The organism is Nitrospirota bacterium, from assembly GCA_015233895.1.
In the GTDB taxonomy this organism is placed as follows: domain Bacteria; phylum Nitrospirota; class Thermodesulfovibrionia; order Thermodesulfovibrionales; family Magnetobacteriaceae; genus Magnetomonas.
This window is the reverse complement of sequence record JADFXG010000045.1, coordinates 1-17,334: the sequence shown is the minus strand read 5'-3', so window position 1 is coordinate 17,334 and position 17,334 is coordinate 1. Positions and strand designations below refer to the sequence as shown.

14 protein-coding genes are annotated in these 17,334 nt (G+C 39.2%); 8 read left to right on the top strand and 6 right to left on the bottom strand.

Annotated features, from left to right (window positions below):
* Positions 1-174 precede the first annotated feature (174 nt).
* Entirely contained in the window at positions 175-1,554 is a 1,380-nt protein-coding gene (locus tag HQK88_16530) for a hypothetical protein (GenBank protein ID MBF0618406.1), read from the top strand.
* 40 nt (positions 1,555-1,594) lie between these two features.
* On the opposite strand, the gene HQK88_16525 is transcribed toward HQK88_16530, so the two are convergent.
* The 5 genes from HQK88_16525 to HQK88_16505 form a co-directional block, all read right to left on the bottom strand.
* Positions 1,595-3,079: an FHA domain-containing protein gene (locus HQK88_16525; GenBank protein ID MBF0618405.1), complete on the bottom strand. Its 1,485-nt coding sequence runs from the start codon at positions 3,077-3,079 to the stop codon at positions 1,595-1,597.
* 17 nt (positions 3,080-3,096) lie between these two features.
* Positions 3,097-5,922 (bottom strand): leucine-rich repeat domain-containing protein, encoded by a 2,826-nt coding sequence (locus HQK88_16520; GenBank protein MBF0618404.1) that lies wholly within the window; start codon positions 5,920-5,922, stop codon positions 3,097-3,099.
* A gap of 45 nt (positions 5,923-5,967) precedes the next feature.
* Entirely contained in the window at positions 5,968-7,338 is a 1,371-nt protein-coding gene (gene tilS, locus HQK88_16515; protein MBF0618403.1) for a tRNA lysidine(34) synthetase TilS, read from the bottom strand.
* A 41-nt stretch (positions 7,339-7,379) separates the two neighbouring features.
* A complete protein-coding gene (locus tag HQK88_16510; protein ID MBF0618402.1) occupies positions 7,380-8,351 on the bottom strand; it encodes an ABC transporter permease in 972 nt (323 codons plus the stop codon).
* Between the two features lie 101 nt (positions 8,352-8,452).
* Positions 8,453-8,998 carry a response regulator gene (locus HQK88_16505; GenBank protein ID MBF0618401.1) on the bottom strand — a complete coding sequence of 182 codons (546 nt, stop codon included), beginning with the start codon at positions 8,996-8,998 and terminating at the stop codon, positions 8,453-8,455.
* Between the two features lie 289 nt (positions 8,999-9,287).
* Between HQK88_16505 and HQK88_16500 the strand changes: the two genes are divergently transcribed.
* The 3 genes from HQK88_16500 to HQK88_16490 all read left to right on the top strand — a co-directional run bounded on the left by HQK88_16500 (position 9,288) and on the right by HQK88_16490 (position 11,558).
* On the top strand, positions 9,288-10,637 hold the full coding sequence (locus tag HQK88_16500) for a GAF domain-containing protein (protein MBF0618400.1): 1,350 nt from the start codon (positions 9,288-9,290) through the stop codon (positions 10,635-10,637).
* A 126-nt stretch (positions 10,638-10,763) separates the two neighbouring features.
* The gene (locus HQK88_16495; GenBank protein ID MBF0618399.1) at positions 10,764-11,264 is read left to right on the top strand and encodes a nitrous oxide reductase accessory protein NosL; all 501 of its coding nucleotides are present in this window, start codon (positions 10,764-10,766) and stop codon (positions 11,262-11,264) included.
* 75 nt (positions 11,265-11,339) lie between these two features.
* Positions 11,340-11,558 carry a hypothetical protein gene (locus HQK88_16490; GenBank protein ID MBF0618398.1) on the top strand — a complete coding sequence of 73 codons (219 nt, stop codon included), beginning with the start codon at positions 11,340-11,342 and terminating at the stop codon, positions 11,556-11,558.
* Positions 11,559-11,562: 4 nt separating this feature from the next.
* Here HQK88_16490 and HQK88_16485 read toward each other — a convergent pair whose 3' ends face one another.
* Positions 11,563-12,732 carry a CHASE2 domain-containing protein gene (locus HQK88_16485; protein ID MBF0618397.1) on the bottom strand — a complete coding sequence of 390 codons (1,170 nt, stop codon included), beginning with the start codon at positions 12,730-12,732 and terminating at the stop codon, positions 11,563-11,565.
* A 733-nt stretch (positions 12,733-13,465) separates the two neighbouring features.
* Here HQK88_16485 and HQK88_16480 point away from each other — a divergent pair.
* The 4 genes from HQK88_16480 to HQK88_16465 all read left to right on the top strand — a co-directional run bounded on the left by HQK88_16480 (position 13,466) and on the right by HQK88_16465 (position 17,214).
* Positions 13,466-14,629, top strand: coding sequence for an FtsX-like permease family protein (locus tag HQK88_16480; GenBank protein ID MBF0618396.1), 1,164 nt, complete (start codon positions 13,466-13,468; stop codon positions 14,627-14,629).
* A 13-nt stretch (positions 14,630-14,642) separates the two neighbouring features.
* Entirely contained in the window at positions 14,643-15,326 is a 684-nt protein-coding gene (locus HQK88_16475; protein MBF0618395.1) for an ABC transporter ATP-binding protein, read from the top strand.
* Complete coding sequence (locus HQK88_16470) at positions 15,323-16,324, top strand: hypothetical protein (protein MBF0618394.1); 1,002 nt, start codon at positions 15,323-15,325, stop codon at positions 16,322-16,324. The genes HQK88_16475 and HQK88_16470 overlap by 4 nt, the downstream gene beginning before the upstream one ends.
* A gap of 362 nt (positions 16,325-16,686) precedes the next feature.
* On the top strand, positions 16,687-17,214 hold the full coding sequence (locus tag HQK88_16465) for a hypothetical protein (protein ID MBF0618393.1): 528 nt from the start codon (positions 16,687-16,689) through the stop codon (positions 17,212-17,214).
* The last annotated feature ends 120 nt before the right edge of the window (positions 17,215-17,334 follow it).

The window sequence follows — 17,334 nt, the reverse complement described above, 5'->3', positions numbered from 1 at the left end:
GAAAAGTATCTTCATAATACCGCTTTTCAATCCATTGACAGACTTGAAGACACACTTTGCACTGCTTTGAATGACATCTATAACGATCCGCATAGACTCACTTCTATGACAAACCTCCCTTATCTTAGAGTAACTCTATGAAGGCTACTCGGTATTGCATCCACAAAGGACAAGATGTTACAGTGGGTCAGGAAGGGTGAAACGATAAAACCTTACCTGCAGATAAATGACAAATCATACGGTTTTGCTAAATGGTTACACGAAGGAAGGCTCCCTTTTTATAGTAGTTACGATGCTGCTCCCATAGAAAACGACAAGCTTGCCATTTTAACGTACTCTGGGCTTGGCATTTACGACTCCAAACTTAAACTTACAGATTATTACCCTCTGCCAGAAGGAATATATGCACGCACAGGGGACAGGGTTAGTTCATTAAATGGTGTTATAGATACAAGGATTAATAATGTTTGCTATATTGTTGAAAAAAACCAACTGGTAAGGCACCCATGTGACAATTCAAAATTTACTCATCCAGGCGTAACGCTCTCTCTGCCTGACATGAAATGGGAGAGTATAGAAGTTATTGAGGACAGAAGTTCACCGTTAATCCTGCAGCCATCTGGAATCAATGCCTTTTCAAAGAAAAACCTGATTAAGGACAACAAATTCAGTTTTGACGTTGTCAGGGATGCTGCTTTTTGTTCCGATAGTGCAGGCACGCAAACCCTGAAGCTGGCAACCGACTTAGGTGTGCGAAGCGTATTTAAGTCTAACCAAGGCCCTTACAACATACTTAGTCTCCCTGGTACGAATTCATTGTATAGGTTCGATGAGTCCTTCAAAAGGGTAATAAACTTTAAAGGACAGTGCTATGCAAAGGCTTCTAACGATAAATTCCACAATTTAAACGAAACACAGAGAGATGAAAGTATAGCTGTAGATGAAAGTATGGCTGTAGAAGCAGTCGAAAACAGGCAGGTTACGTTTAACCCGGATATTTTCCGCTTTGAGATTCCTGAAAGGAAACAAGAGAGTAAAGTGACCATGAAAAACGATAATAATAGTTTTGATTTTGGATTTAATTCTCGTTTTTGGAATATTTTGAACGTTACCGATTTGCGGTATTCAAAAGACTCCTTATGCTTATTCCTGAAAGATCTTACCGCTGGTTTTATCATGATTGCAAGGGATAGTAAAGGCGGTATAAACTTTAATGAAATTAAACTGATAACAAATACTAAAGATTCCAGTGATTTACTTAAAAAAAGATGTGATGTTGACCTTGAAGAGTATTTAAAGCAAAAAATGATGCAAGCTGCAGATAACGTATCATCCAGGATTCCTGGACAATCTGTTGTTCTAAGTTATAATAAGGGAAAACAGACTTTATCTGTTACTGATAATACTACTAATGAGTCCGGGACACGCAGACTTTTAGGTAATGGGAACATTAATAATTATCTTTTTTCAAACACTAAAGATGAGGGATGGTTTTTTACTGATTCAAGTCTTTACAAGATAAATCTTTACATGTTAAAAGCTAATAAGCACTGATGGGTAAAATTACATATTTTAAGAAATCTAAACATTTAAGCTACAATATTGGAACGGTTGACCCACCGTCTTCCTCCATAGGATTTTCATAGATCATAATTTTATTGCCAAACCTGAGTTCATCGCCGTTTTTTAATCTGTGCGGATGCGTAATTTTCTCACCGTTAATGCAAATTCCAGCCATGCTGTTTAAGTTTTCAATGACGACGGAATCATGGTCTCTTATGATTTTTGCGTGCTGCCTTGAAATATACTCCTCCTTAAGAACAATGTCACACTTATTAGAGCGTCCGATAATGAGCTCGCCGGCAGTTATGGAAAATACCTCCTGAGGATTCAATTTGTCTTTTAACAGTGAATATGGAATATAATCAGCTTGATAGCATTTTTTTTCTGATTCATTAAGCACTCCGGTATCACACCGGTATAATTTGAAAGGCGCCTTCTTACCGTCTATGTTGGTTATAGTGTCAAGTTTGCACCTCGATTGTAACTCCGGACACAAACTGATATAGGCATTTTCTGAAAGAGCAATCTCACCGGGGACTGCTAATTTCTCAAACCGCGATGCAACATTTACCACATCGCCAAAAATATCATTTTTCTCCACCATACACTTACCCTTGTGGATCCCTATGCGAAAGTTTAGTCTGTGGCCGGGCTTTATATATTTATTAGCTAATGCCGCATCTCCTATAATTTGTATTGCTGAGGCCAGAGCATCATTTGAATTTGTAAAGTAAGAAAGTGAGCCGTCTCCCATGGTTTTTACCAATACTCCATTGTTCTTTCTGATTATTGGAGTTATTATCTCTTCATTTTTCTGGAGTAAAATCCTGGCGCTGATATCTCCTTCAAGGTCGGCAAGGGAGGTGGAACCCTTCAAATCTGTAAACATTACAGCCAGATCTTTTTTTAACTTGTCTTCTAACTTCTTATCAATTTTCCTACGTTCCTCATATAGCTTATTTATGTCATCAATGGAGAGAGTTTCAGAGAGACGGGCGTCGTTACTATGGTTAAAAAATGCTTCCTCTGTTGGCGGTATCTCTACAGTTTTCGGTGTTGACGTCTCGGAGTCCCTGTGTAAAACCTCATTATTAATTATTGCATATATCTCAATTGCTGTATCTTTATTGATATGTTTTATTAAGCTTGCCATCGAATTAAGAGCTCTCCATACGTCATTAGCGGCTATCGTATCCCTTGTCTGAGTCGCAATTATAAAAATACTATTTATATCTCTGAGATTTTTCATGGTTTCGTTTTTATTTTTGAAAACGGTTAAAAAGCAATCATTCCATAACTCCTCTATCACATTAGATATTTGCTCAAAACTAAGCAAGATATTACCGGTGTTGTCCTCTTTGACCTCAGAAAACAATGCTGAGGACTTAAGCTGGCTGCTGAGTTTATCGCGCCAATGCTCACCGTAGAGCTCAAGCAATGTTTTGGAAATAAAAGCGCACAGCTCAATTACAAATATACGTAACCCTTTGTTTAGTTGGTCCTCAAAATATAACATATACTTTTAGTCCTCATTTAGTTGTTTTTAAGAAAAATCAGCAGTTCATCATATGATTTCCTGTCTGAATAATCAGTCCACTTGATATCGCTAAGCAAAGGGGGAACAACGCTATCATCACAACTATCCAGTTTTAACGGGATAACTCTCTTGTTTGTTTTTTCTTTAAAATACTGGTGCAAAATAAACGCATATTCTGCTCTGCACCAATTGGATTTGACAAGGTTCGTGCTTAGACAGACTAAAATATATCTGCTGTTGCTCAAGCCAGTTTCTATCTTTTTAGTGATTTGCTCCCCAGGCTCTATCTTTGCATCATCAAACCAATAACAAATTCCTCTGCTTATTAAATCCGGCAAAATGTTGCTCTTAATAAAATCAACATCATTTTTTGAGTGGGCGATAAACACGTCATATTTTTCATTTGATGGCGCAGATGTATGGTCTTCTTTCCCACGGTCACTCATCCTCTGTCCTCCTTCTCTTTTAATACCAGCAAACAGTTTTTTGATAGATACATGATTTGCCGTTATTTCGCAAAACACATCGTTTATCCCTTGCTCCTGTAATTTAATAAGAAACGAATATTTGAACAGATGTTTGCAATTACTGCTGCAAACGCAAGGGATTTTTAGCTCAACTTCAAGCTTTTTAGTTATTTTGTGAATATTTTCAAGATGGTTTCTTATGATGGTAAAAAATTCATATTTATTTTTGCCAAAAACAACTATTTCAAGTTTCTTATCGTTTGGATATGCTTTTATATAAGCCTGCGTTTCAACTCCGTCTGTGCTCCGCTCTAATATTACACCGGTACGCCAGCATAAATATTTGCCATATGTTCTTTTAATCAAATCATGCGCTCTTACGATAAACCTGGGAATGACTGTTTTAGGCAAAAAGTTATATTCATATATCACCTTGCTGCTGTCTCTGTGGTCACAATTTGCGTCAATGCTATTTGTTGCCAAAGCGCTTGCTATTACATGGTTTTTTGTACCCTCGATGGAAAACGAAAGTTCGAAGTTTTTCATTAAACTTAAAAGCGTACCGTAAATTTCCTGAGGATAACCGTCTTTCCAAATATCCGGTAAATCGCTCTCATATAAAATCCCCTCTCTTTCTAAAACTGCTCTTGACGATACAACCTTATACACAGCATTTGTTACCCACGTGGGTTTTATTATTATCATATTTTGTAAAATAATATCGTCCTTAAAGTGTAAAAACACGCCCAAATCGTGAAGGTAGTCATCAAGCAGTTTTTCCTCTTTCTCTTCTATGTTATGTTCTACGCACATACGATGAAATTCCTCGTAAGGAATATGGGTTTTAGCGCCATTTTCAAATTTCTCTCTGATTTTTATCCATGGCTCTAACCATACACTGCCCATGTGCGGTAGCTCACTTGCGATTTTAGCTATGTCGGCTTTCAGTTTATCAAAACTGTCATGGCCTTTTCCAGGTTTTTTACAACTGACACGGTAGAAACCCTTTATAATGCCTGGAAATTTCTCCTTTAAATCCTTCAGATTAATATCGCCCGGAAATTCGTCACACTTGTTGATAACCAAAATAACAGGGCTGTCCTCCCCAAATACTCTTATAATGTTTAACCAGTGCTCAAGTCTGCCGTACTCATCCTCCTGTCTGGCATCCCACACAAGCATATAAACAGAGCGCTTTGTCAGAAAAAACTGATGCGTTGCATGATATATCTCCTGGCCGCCAAAATCCCAGACATTTAGTTTTAATCCCGGCAAGTCCTGATGTTTTAACGTTATCTGCTTAACTTCTATTCCCATTGTAGGGTCCTCGGTATCCGAGAAAGTGTTGTCAATTAGTCGTCTTACAATGCTTGTTTTACCAACACCGCCCTGACCGACAATCAGTAGTTTTGCCTCGTATATTTTCTCTGACGGATTTATTTCAGCTTTTTGGCGGCAGCTTTTAGTAGCTTTAGAATAATGATTTTCTATCTTTTTCAGAGATCTGAAGTATTCATTTACTGCGTCCACACCCCTTAGAGCAATTTCTACCGGAGGTGTTACAAGAGGATTGTTGTCAATGTCTAACTTAGTAAGACTGGTGAGATTTATTATATCAGGGACAATCGCTGTTATTTGGTTAGAGCTAATGTTGAAAGTTTGCAGATTTTTGAGTTTTCCGATTTCTTTAGGGAGCGTTTTAATGGCATTGCCGCTTATGGAAAGGACAGTTAAGTTTACAAGGTTAAGAATCTCCGGCGGAAACTCTTCAAACATATTGTAGTTCAGCAGTAGTTCTTGCAAGTGCGTAAGGTTTTTCATATCTGCTGGAAGTGTTTTTAGACGGTTGCCATCAATAGACAGCAATTTTAAATTTGTGAGTTTCCCAATATCAGGGGACAGCTCTGCCAAAAGAGTGCCGTTAAGCCAGAGAGTTTGTAATTTTGTTAAGTTTTCAATCCCTGGCGGCAGACTTGTCAAAAGATTTTCGTTAATCCAGAGAGTTTGTATTTTTGTTAAGTTTTCAATTTCCGATGGTAGCTCTGTAAGGTTATTATTGTTAAGGCGCAGGACTGTCAGGTTTGTTAGTTTTCCTAGTTCTGCCGGCAGGTTTGTAAGGTGATTGTTGCCAACCCAAAGAATTTGTAAATTGGTGAGTTTTTCAATCTCAGGGGGAAGTGATAACAGACGATTGTTATGAATATAAAGCTCCTTTAAATTAGTAAGCTCTCCAATTTCAGGCGGCAGCTCTGTTAACTTCTTGTATGATAAGTTTAGCTCTGAGGCATTTTTCTCATAACAAGTTTGGATTAACTGCAAGACATCTTCTGATTTATCAAAAGCACTTATCTCCATTTATGGGAATATAATACCATAAATGGGATATAATTTCCATATTAATTAAGTTAAGATTATATCAGGTATCATCTCAAGTTTAAGAAACAGTGTTGTACTATTACTTACAGAGTATCTGCTATCAGCCCTGAGGCCAGCCACCCATATAAGATTGGCATCTGAGAGCACAAGAGGTATTGAATCTCTTGAGTATCTGTGGATTTTTTCGTCAACAAAGAAATCCTGAAGTTTTTTCTTTCCGCCAACCCCTTGCGGATAGAAAAAATCACCCGGCACCCTTCCACGTACTGTCAAATGTGCAGAGATTTTGCTGGCATCCAGACAAATTTGATACTGTCCCTCACAGGGAATGTATTTGTCGCTTATCGAGGCTTTGATAATTACACCAGTTTTGTTTATTAAAACAGAACCGGGAACGCTTAGCTCATAGCTGCCAATTTTAACCGGTGGCTCTTTGGTTATCTGCACTGTGGAATACCCCCTGATTGCTTTAACACCGGAGGGTAGTACGATACAATCTCCTGCTTTGCCGGATCTTATGAGTTTTATGATTTCATAAATGTGGACATAGGCGATTTTTCTAAGCGATGTAACCGCATCAATAGCACTCCTCAGTGTGCGTCTTAGTATGGCAGGCTCAATGCCCTCAAGCGGCAGCAAAAAAAGCTCAACGGATGAGTCCGTTTTTGCAGCTGTCAAAGCCGTAGTTTTTTGAGCTGCAAGTTTGCTCATAAAGGAGTCCTCGCATCTTATTATCTCACCGGTGTTTACGAGTGTTTGAATAATATCATTGTTAAACTCTTTTGTAAGATACGGAATTAACGACAGGCGCACTTTGTTTCTCAGGTAGTCTGATTTAAGATTTGAGGAATCGGTGATAAACGTTAGAGCGTTTAATTTGAGGTAGTGTTCGATTTCATATCTTCTTAGCTCAATAATGGGCCTGATGAATTTTCCCCTTACCGGTGGAATACCGGATAGCCCCGTCATACCGGAGCCTCTTAGCAGATTTATCAAAATCGTCTCTGCCTGATCATCCTTGTTATGCCCAAGGGCAACCTTTGAGGCATTTAACTGATTCGCAGTGTTTTCAAATATCTGGTATCGGAGATTTCTCAGGGTTTCTTGTTTGTTATGTTTTATTGGCTCTGAGCCGGTAATAGCTTTGGCCTCAAATGGTATATTAAGAGAGCGGCAAAGGTTTTTACAGAATTCTATCTCAGCTGGGGTTTCCTCCGGTCTCATTCCGTGATCAACGTACAGGGCATGGAGGTTTAAATTCAAATTCAGAGTTTTCAGCACATGGAGCAAACACACTGAATCTGCCCCCCCGGAAAGTCCCACTAATACTGTCTCATAAGCCTCCAACATGGAATGCGCCCGGATGGTCTCTCTTATCTTAGCTATAATTGCCACAGGTTACAATAACATTTAACGATTAAGTTTCATGCTCTCGTTTACTTTCTGATTCGTGGATCAACCAAAGCATAACCTGTGTCGGCAAGGAGATTGCCGACCAGAGTCAACACAGCACCAATAGTCAGCACCCCCATAACAAGGGGATAGTCGCGGGTCATTACGGCCATGTAAAAAAGCTGTCCCATCCCGGGAATTGAAAACACCTGCTCAAAGATTACACTGCCGCCAATCAGTCCGGGCACAGAAAGTCCAAGGATTGTGACTATAGGAAGAAGTGCATTCCGGGCGCCATGAATGTAAGTAATACGATTGTCGCTTAACCCCTTGGCCTTAGCCGTTACCATATAGTCCTCACGGATTACTTCAAGCATTGAACTTCTCATGTAACGGGAAATGGAGGCAATACCTCCAAAAGCCGATACAAATATAGGCATTATCAGATGCTTTCCCATATCGGCAAGTTTGCCGGTTGTTGTTAAAAAATCGTAGTTTATAGACTTTAGCCCCGATATTGGTAAAATACCGAGATGTACTCCAAAAAACATCATAAGCAACAGGGCAAGCCAAAATCCGGGCATCGCAAACCCGGTAAACACTATTAACGTCATCACCTTATCGTATAGTGAATATCTGGCAATAGCGGAGTATATGCCGGTAGGAAGCGCAATTATAAATATTATGGAGAGTGAGATTATGTTTATAGAAAGTGTAACCGGAAGGCGCTGCCGGATTTTATCCCACACCGGACGATGGTCTGATGAGAAGGAGTTACCGAAGTCAAGTTTTACAATGCGTTTAAGCCAGAGCGCATACTGCAAATACAGGGGTTTATCCAGCCCGTAGAATTTCTCAAGGCGAGCCCTTGCCTCAGGCGTAATTTTTGGGTTTAGCTCAGCCAACACGTCTGTGGGTTTACCGGGAGCCAGATGTATTATAAAAAAACTGATTACTGTTATACCTAAAAAAGTAATAACTATCTCAACAGTTTTTTGGGATAAATATTTTAACATGTCTGATAGTTTACAACTAAACTGTATTTAACAGCAACTAAACACAACAGTGCACCCCATCGGCAGAAACAGCTATGTAAAGCCCTGTCAGTTAATATCCGTTACGCGGAGGCTTGTCCAATCAGTTTGGACACTGCATGAACAATTTCATCAGGCTCTACCGGTTTATCCAAAAAGACGTCCGGAAGCACAGGGATGCCCATCAATTTCAACTCCCCGTTACGGAACTGTTCCACCATTGCTGATCTGTCAACCAGTAACACTTTGCGGAATGAAGTGAACCGTAAAAAGAATCTCTCTAACTTGCTGTCAGGATCATCCAATAGTGTCTCCATTTGCTTTAAGGTTTCCTTACTGTCAAGTTCATTGAGAGCGTGTTCGATAAATCCTTTGATTGCACTTAACATTATAACCGGAACGTCTCTTAAATCATTATCCTCACGCAATTCCTGCAGTAAGCCAATACCGGTTTTTCCCGGCATCATTATATCGGTTACAATAAGAGACGGTTTTTCATCCTTAGCCTTTTGTAATCCCTCTATGCCGTCTTTAGCAACAGTAACACTATAGCCCTTTTCTATAAGAACAGCGGACAGATACGTCCTTGTGTCTTCCTCATCGTCCACAACCAAAATGTGTTTGCTCATAATTAACCCCCCAAATTTAACGAATAGATAAGTGTAAATTATAATAAAAAAAATGTCAATAATCATCAGAAATTATTTTTGTTGACAAAACCCTGAAATTTTTGTTTATTTAGACTAATATTGCCACTGGAGGCCGGGACTTAACTCAATGTTAATAGTATGTCCGCAATGTAGTGTAAAGTTCGAAATTGAAAAGTCAGCTGTGGCGAAGGATTTTTGTTGTTTATGCGGTAGAACTTTTGTCATACAGCCCTCCTTTTTTTTACGTAAGATTGCCTCAGAACCCATAATGATGGATTGTCCTGAATGCGGCCTTACATATGACTTGCAAACATATCGCCACGGTACGGAAATATACTGTAATTGCGGCAAAGCCATTATAGAAGTTACCAACTTAAAAAAAGAATATCATGGCAGACGCAAAGCCGATCAGAAACTTCACCTTAAAGACATGGAGTTACAGGGACTTATAGAGACATCTCATATTATTCACTCCTCAACCCGTGACCTCGATAAACTTCTCCTTATGATAGTAAAGGTTACAAATGCCATGATGGCAGTGGAGGGAAGCAGTATTATATTAGTAGAGCAAGCAACCAAAGAATTAGTGTTTCATTCCATCTGCGGCAGTGAGGCCTCTAAGCTCATTAATTTCAGGATAAAGTGGGGTGAGGGAATAGCCGGGCAATGTATATTAAACAAGAGACCGATAATTATAAACGATGTCAAAAAGGAGGAGAGTTTTTTTGCCCTTGCTTATGATACAAGCGGCTTTGTCACCCGTTCCACGTTGTGTGTGCCGCTTATGGCGGAAAACAATTGTCTGGGAGCACTGCAAATGGTTAACAAGAAAAATTCGGACGGGTTTGACGATTATGATAAACTCCTGTCAACGTCAATTAGCAGTCAGGTGGCAGTAGCAATGCATAATTTTCAACTGATAGAGGAATCATTGCAGGCCGAGCGTATGGCAAGCATTGGGCAGGCAATCACTGGGATTTCCCACTGTGTGAAAAACATGCTGAATGGCCTTAAGGGCGGCTTGTATATTCTCAATTCAGAAATAAAAAAACTTGACACCACTGCAAGTCTGAAAGGTTACTCTATGCTGGAAAAAAATATAGGCAGATTAACTGATCTTGCAAACGATATGCTCACATACTCAAAAGACAGGCAACCGGAGTACACAACAGCAAGTGTAAACGATATTGCAGAGTCCATAGTTCACCTGATGGAGATAAAAGCACAAGAGCTGGGTTTAAAGTTAGTATTTAAGCCTGAAAATAAGATACAAGAAATCCGGATAGATCAAAAGGGCATATATCGTTCAGTTTTAAATCTTGTGTCAAACGCACTTGAAGCCAGTGCAAACAAAAAAGGCGCTACCGTAGAGGTAATCACAAAACAGTGTGGAGACGAAATCCTGATAGGCATAAAAGACGAGGGCTGTGGTATGGATAAGGAAACCATTGAGAACATTTTCAAGCCTTTTTTCAGCACCAAAGGTTCAAAGGGTACAGGCTTAGGGCTTTCCGTAACGCAAAAAATTGTTTCCGAAAACGGCGGACGAATTGAGGTGCTCTCGGAGGTTGAGAAAGGAACAACTTTTAATATTTATTTGCCAAACAGAACAGTTTAACCAGGTTGCCTTCTACTGTGCACTGTTGCACAAAAGAAAATAGCATTTTTCATATCTCAGGTGTTATCATATGTAGTGACTGCTATGATACTTCAAACTTAGGAGGGGTATATGTTAAAAAAGATAATGTTGTATGTTGCAGTGTTTATTTTGATATTGGGGATTACTACGCTTGTTTGGGCACACGATCCAAAAAAACCTGGCGCCAACGATAAGTGTGCAGTGTGTGGTATGCTCGTTAAGGCGTTTCCAAAGTGGGCGGCTCAAATAGTGTTTAAAGATGGAACATATGTGTATTTTGACGGCCCTAAGGATATGTTCAAATTCTACTTTGACGTTGCCAAATACAACAAACACAAAACTCAGGCCGACATATCAGACATATACGTGACTGAGTACTATAGTGCTAAAACAGTAAAGGCAGACTCTGTGGTTTTTGTGATTGGAAGCAACGTAGAGGGGCCAATGGGAACTGAGGTCGTGCCGGTCCCAGAGAGTAAAGTAAAAGGGTTCATGCTTGACCATAAGGGTGACAAGGCGCTTAAGTTTAGCGAAATAACAGTCTCTGATATACCAGGAGCCGAAATGTCCGGCCACAAAGGTATGCACGATGGTAATATGAAATAACAATAAAAATATATAACAATGGTAAAGACAAAAATCTTTATATTTTTGGTGTTTTTTGAAACGCTGCTTTTACTGATGTTTTCAGCGTATTCAGTTTATTCTTTGACTCACATGCAAGGGCAGCTTGATGCTAAACGACAGTTGGTGCGTGAGCTTTCCCTTACTGATGTCGCTTTTTGGACGGAGGCCAGATATACGAGGCATCCGTCACAAGCGGATTTTTTTACCGCCTTTCAGGATTTCCCATCCTCGATAGACCATTTTCCGGCAGGCTCCATAGTGCCACCCAAATAGAGGCTCAACTCACTGATTTCAAGGTGTTTGTATAAACTATAACGATTAAATGGGCTAGTAAAAGCGCAAACAAAAAAGGCGTAAAATACATGTATAACAAGTAATGATAAAACAACATATCCGTTACGAGCTTTATTGCTATGATGGAAAGAATTGTTGCAAAAAAAGCCGGTAGTCTTTTTAAAGTTAGCGATATTAAGGAAATTACGAAAGCCGCTAAAAATGTCAGTGCTTTCTGATGTTTTTCCTCTATCGGGGTGATGAAATTTCCATTAAGCAGCATATCTATGGTATAGGCGAGAATGTACGTGCCAGGCGTTTTTTTTGAGATTGGAGTTGGATGTATATCGCCTAAAGGGAGTGCAGTTGCCGCAATTAACACTATTTTATCTTTAAAAACTGCTGGCTCTGTGTCCTTAACTCTCCAAAAGGGTATCGCAGGAAATTTCCTGTCGGTATAGTTAATAAATGTGTAATAACAAAAAGCGTTTTTGTAAAACGAAGGGATAGCTATATTGCCAAGCTTACAGTGTCTTATACCAGATGAAAAAATATCAAATTCATGGTCTCCATACGGATTATAAGCTTTACCTCCAAGATATTTGCTTACTACCTCAACAGGAAATGACAGATAGTCTTTATCTTTATAAGTATCGGTATTGACATTGGTAGCAATCTCTTCGTTATTATTAGAATAATATGTTATTTTTACGTTTGCAAAGGTAACGTTGTCGTTGTTTCTATAAGCTGTTTTATGGTTAACCTGGTTTAATAGGAACCTGTCTAATTCATCTTTTTCATAGGCAAGTACGACGTTAGTGTTTGCATTTTCAAGTATCTTAATAAGTTTGATATCATCTTTAAGGTCTCTAATCTTATAGAAAAAAATATCTACACCAAGGACTTTGGGTTTCCCTTCAAGAATCTTTGAAATAACCTCGCCATATAAAGAACGCTTATACGGCAAATAACCATATTGCTTAACAGTTTCGTCATCTATTTCAACAATGAGTATCGGAGTCGTGCTCTTACTTTTAGTTGGAAACCGCCTGCCATACAGGTAATCGTCTATGATAGGAAGATATTCTCTGATTATAAATGAAATATCAGTTACAAAATATGCTATTAAAAAAGATAGCAGAAAAGAATATATATATCTTAAATAAATTATCATTACCTGAATGTAATGTTATCATATTTTTTTACATTTAATATATGAGCAACCTAATACCGAGTTGAGACCGTTGCAAAAATATTATAACACCAAAGTTGAGTTCAAAAATATAACAAAATGTTATAGAAAAAGGATGAGATTGCCACACCCCCTGCGGGGGTTCGCAATGACGGCGTGGGCTGTGCGTGGGCGTACCTATCCGTCATTACGAGGAGCGATAGCGACGTGGTAATCTCATCATTATTATATTTTAGGCTGCTACTCGGTATTAATTGGGAAATACTTTTCCCACATTTTGGGAATTTTGCAACGGTCTCGAGTTGCGTTCAAAGATATAAATAAAATACTGGATTCCTGCCTCCGCAAGAATGACAGGATAAGAACCGCCCTTTGTCATCCCGCACTTGTTGCGGGACCCAGTCCTTTTTCTCCACCATTACATTGTATTACCTTTTTGGCAGCTACTTTGTATAAAAGATTGCTCATATATTAGAAGGTTAATTAGTCCCCATCAATAGCAATTACACATGTTATAGCCTTTAACATTTCACCTAACTGTGTAAAAAGTGATAAAGAGCATGCGTTAATTGCAAAAAAAAAGGCGGCACAACAGAGTTGACGTAGTGAGTTGCCAGTTGTTATACTGACATTAGCAAGCAAAACGAAGATTGCTCTATTTTGGAGCATAGAGTCTTGCAGTTGCTTAAATGTAAGAGGAACTACAACTAATTTTATGGCAGACTGGGGACACAATAAAATACTTGAATATGCAATTTCCTCTTTGCTAAGGAAAAAATATAAAAACCTTGCCATAATAGTAGTCTTTAGTATATTAATTGCCATAATAAGCTCAATACTGTTTCTTACCAATGCTTTTAAAGTAGAGGCGATGAATACCTTTTATGAATCTCCGGAGATAATTGTCCAGAGACTATCGGTTGGGCGGCATGATCTCATCCCGCTTAACTATGTTGATACGATATCCGCAATTGCTGGCGTTGGCAAAGTGCAACCCCGATACTGGGGCTACTACTACGACTCACTGACCCGTGCTAATTATACGGTTGTTGGTCTCACGAAGGAGTTGCCAACCCTTAAACTTCTAAACGGCAAACTCCCTCAGGGTAAGGGAGAGTGTGCCGTGGGTTTTGGTGTGGCAAAGCTTAGGAGGCTAAATTATAACGATAGTTTGTTTCTTACTTTAGGCGAAAGCAGAAGCGTATCATTTAAAACTGTCGGGATTTTTGACAGCACATCGGCAATGCTTACCAATGATTTGATAATTATGGATAAGGATGATCTGATTGATTTTTTCGATATTCCTAAAGACCGTGCTACAGACTTAGTCGTGGAGGTTTATAACGACACGGAGATTCAAACGGTTGCCCGAAAAATAGCTATGGCGTTTCCTGATACCCGTGTGATACTTAAAGGCGACATAATTCGCACCTACGACAGTGTGTTTAACTGGCGGGGGGGAATGATTGTTACGATGTTTTTTGGGGCACTGCTTGCGTTTGCTATTTTTGTATGGGATAAGGCCACGGGTTTAAGTGCTTCGGAAAAACAAGAGATAGGTATTCTTAAAGCTATCGGGTGGGAAACCTCAGACGTGCTTAAGTTAAAATTCTGGGAGGGTACGGTTGTCTCCCTTGTGTCGTTTCTCACGGGGCTGATTCTTGCTTACATACATGTGTTTTTATTTGGGGCAGTGCTTTTTGGACCTGTACTAAAGGGTTGGTCGGTTCTCTTTCCCCCATTTCAACCGATACCGTATATTAATATCTATCATGTGTTTTCAATTTTCTTTCTGACTGTTGTCCCCTATGTGGTAAGCACCGTTGTGCCTTCCTGGAAGGCTGCGATAACTGATCCTGATACAATCATGAGGATGTAGGAAACTGGATATTTTGGTAAATGTAGAAGGCGTCTCTAAAGTGTATAACTCAGGGCTGCCTGATGAGATGAGAGCACTTACGGACATCTCTTTTGAGGTTTTCAGGGGGGAGTTTGTAGTGTTTAAGGGCCCAAGCGGCTCAGGGAAAACCACGCTTTTAGCTCAAATCGGCTGCATGTCCCGTCCAACCTCAGGAAAAATCACAGTGGGGCAAAGGGATGTGGCAAAACTCCCTGAGCGGTTTCTTACAGAGATAAGAAGAAGCACTTTTGGTTTTATATTCCAGCAATTTAATCTCATAAAGGGTATCACCGTGCTGGAAAACGTAATGCTCCCACTCTATCCTCTTACAATTCCCTATTCAGAGATAAAAGAGCGTGCTAACAAAGTGTTAGAGCAGCTAAATATAATCCACAAAAAGGATTTTAAAACCAAACAACTCTCCGGCGGCGAGCAGCAACGGGTAGCCATTGCGCGTGCTCTGATAAACAACCCCGAAATCATCCTTGCCGATGAACCCACAGCACATCTTGACACTAAACTATCCACTGATTTTATTGAAATCATTCACACTCTTAACCAGCAAGGGAAAACTGTTATAATCGCCTCTCACGATCCCCTGATATATGATTCACCGTATGTGATGAAAACAGTGGAAATGAGAGACGGTTTACTTAAAGAGGTTGTAATACGGTGATACTGCACCCCGGAGTGCTTGCCCTACTGCTGTCATCAGCCATTGTGTCTGTCATGGCGCTTTTTGCGGCTTTTGTAGGCGCATCCATAGCAAAGCACTGGGACATTACCAGCAGTTCGGAGCTACAGCTGACGCTTGAAAAAAAAACCTATCTTGTTGCAACCATTATTAACACAGCTTTGGCAATTGAAGTGCTGTCGCTTTTTCTTTTTGTGTTTACCGCTGATGACATACACAAGCTGTTTTTGGGCGCAATGTGTGCCACCGGCTCTCTTAACGCTAACCCTGTCGGATGGTATGTTTTATACATCAAAATCCTGACTTTTCTGATTTCATCGGCATGGCTTTTTATCAACTACATAGATCAAAGGTGCGAAAACTATCCTCTTGTCAAGTTTAAGTATAAACTCCTGTATGTTATTGCTCCATTGATACTGCTTGACTTTATTCTGACACTTGACTACTTTAGCGGTTTGAAACCTGAGATGGTAACCACCTGTTGCAGCTCGCTATTTAGTGGCGATGAGAAAAGCGTGGCCTCTGCCCTTGCCGCTTTACCGGTAAGGCCGATGATGTATGTGTTTTACATTGCTACGTTTATTATGCTCACCTCATTAATCGTCTCACTTAAGACAAAAGCCGCAGTGTTTAAGTATTTACTCTTTGCGCTTTCAGTTCCATATTTGCTTATATCTGTGGCATCTGTCATATCCTTTATCTCAATTTACTACTATGAACTTCCCACTCATCACTGTCCATTTGATTTATTGCAAGGGCAGTACAATTACGTCGGTTATCCGCTCTATGCAGGGCTTTTTGGCAGTGTGGCTTTTACAATGGGCACAGGTATTGCGGAGTTTTTCAAAACTCTGCAAGGTACAACCGAGGTAATAGAAAAAGCACAAAAAAGGTGGGCTCTGCTTGCAGTTATCTTTTTGATTGTTTTTGCGACTTTATCCGTATGGCCGGTTTTGTTTACATCGTTTACGCCCTTTTAGTTGTTGCAGGGCAATCGCATTAGCAAAAAAATTATTATTACACTTTTAAAAGAACATTTTGCTTGACATTTCAGTTTTTAATTTGTATAGTGTAGGCGTAAATATTCAATTAATTTTTTCAGGGATGGAGCAGCTATGTTTATGAAATATCGGATTCGTAATCGAAATGGCGTTGTTTTTGCTTCTCTCTCTCTCTCTCTCTCTTATAACCCGCTTATAACTTTCCTTACAATAATTCCTTATAGTAAAAGAATTTTTCTCCCTCATTTTAGATACTATCTCTATAGGAGTTTTTAGTATGAATTTGTTTCTGAATAAAATAAAATGGCAGCATAGTTGCTAATGATCTTTAGGAGGTTTTTATGAAAAAGATTTGGATTTTAAGCTTGTTTTGTTTTATGTTGCTTATGAAAATTTTTCTATCTAATGTTTATGCTGCAACACTATATGACGATTTTAGTGGTAGTAGTGTAGATACTACTAAATGGAGTACAGCGACAGGGGAGACAGGTAGTAGTGTTACTGAGAGTAATGGTTATTTAGTGATAAACGCAATGGGATTTCTTAATACGGTATCACAGTTTAATCCTACAAATGGTAAAATAACTATAGCATCAAGTGTAAAATTAAATAACTCAAATGCATCATTTCAAATAATAACAAGAAGTGACAAAACCTATAATAGCAGCACTGACAATTATATACATAATGGTATTTTGATAAGTATTGGAACAGGTAATACAGGTATAGCGAAAATGGTTAATGCTGTGCAGACAACATTAACAAATGTTAATAGCACTGTGTCATCAGGTTCATTTCATGATGTAACAGTAACAGACGATGGTACAAATAGAGAGTGTTCAAAAAACTGTGTCATGAAGTTTAATTAGAGAGCATTTTTTGGAAAGTATATTTTCAGAAACTGCCTAACTGAATTATATTATCAGTTATAACAAAAAGGAGGCATGACACAATGAGTAAGAGAGAGACATCAGATTTGAAGGAATTCG

Bases quoted from the DNA above. Each gene is read 5' to 3' on its own strand.
- HQK88_16465 (MBF0618393.1), top strand. From the start codon at position 16,687: ATGAAAAAGATTTGGATTTTAAGCTTGTTTTGTTTTATGTTGCTTATG.
- HQK88_16505 (MBF0618401.1), bottom strand. From the start codon at position 8,998: ATGAGCAAACACATTTTGGTTGTGGACGATGAGGAAGACACAAGGACG.
- HQK88_16530 (MBF0618406.1), top strand. From the start codon at position 175: ATGTTACAGTGGGTCAGGAAGGGTGAAACGATAAAACCTTACCTGCAG.
- HQK88_16520 (MBF0618404.1), bottom strand. From the start codon at position 5,922: ATGGAGATAAGTGCTTTTGATAAATCAGAAGATGTCTTGCAGTTAATC.
- HQK88_16490 (MBF0618398.1), top strand. From the start codon at position 11,340: ATGTTTTCAGCGTATTCAGTTTATTCTTTGACTCACATGCAAGGGCAG.
- HQK88_16485 (MBF0618397.1), bottom strand. From the start codon at position 12,732: ATGATAATTTATTTAAGATATATATATTCTTTTCTGCTATCTTTTTTA.
- HQK88_16525 (MBF0618405.1), bottom strand. From the start codon at position 3,079: ATGTTATATTTTGAGGACCAACTAAACAAAGGGTTACGTATATTTGTA.
- HQK88_16480 (MBF0618396.1), top strand. From the start codon at position 13,466: ATGGCAGACTGGGGACACAATAAAATACTTGAATATGCAATTTCCTCT.
- HQK88_16500 (MBF0618400.1), top strand. From the start codon at position 9,288: ATGATGGATTGTCCTGAATGCGGCCTTACATATGACTTGCAAACATAT.
- HQK88_16510 (MBF0618402.1), bottom strand. From the start codon at position 8,351: ATGTTAAAATATTTATCCCAAAAAACTGTTGAGATAGTTATTACTTTT.
- HQK88_16495 (MBF0618399.1), top strand. From the start codon at position 10,764: ATGTTGTATGTTGCAGTGTTTATTTTGATATTGGGGATTACTACGCTT.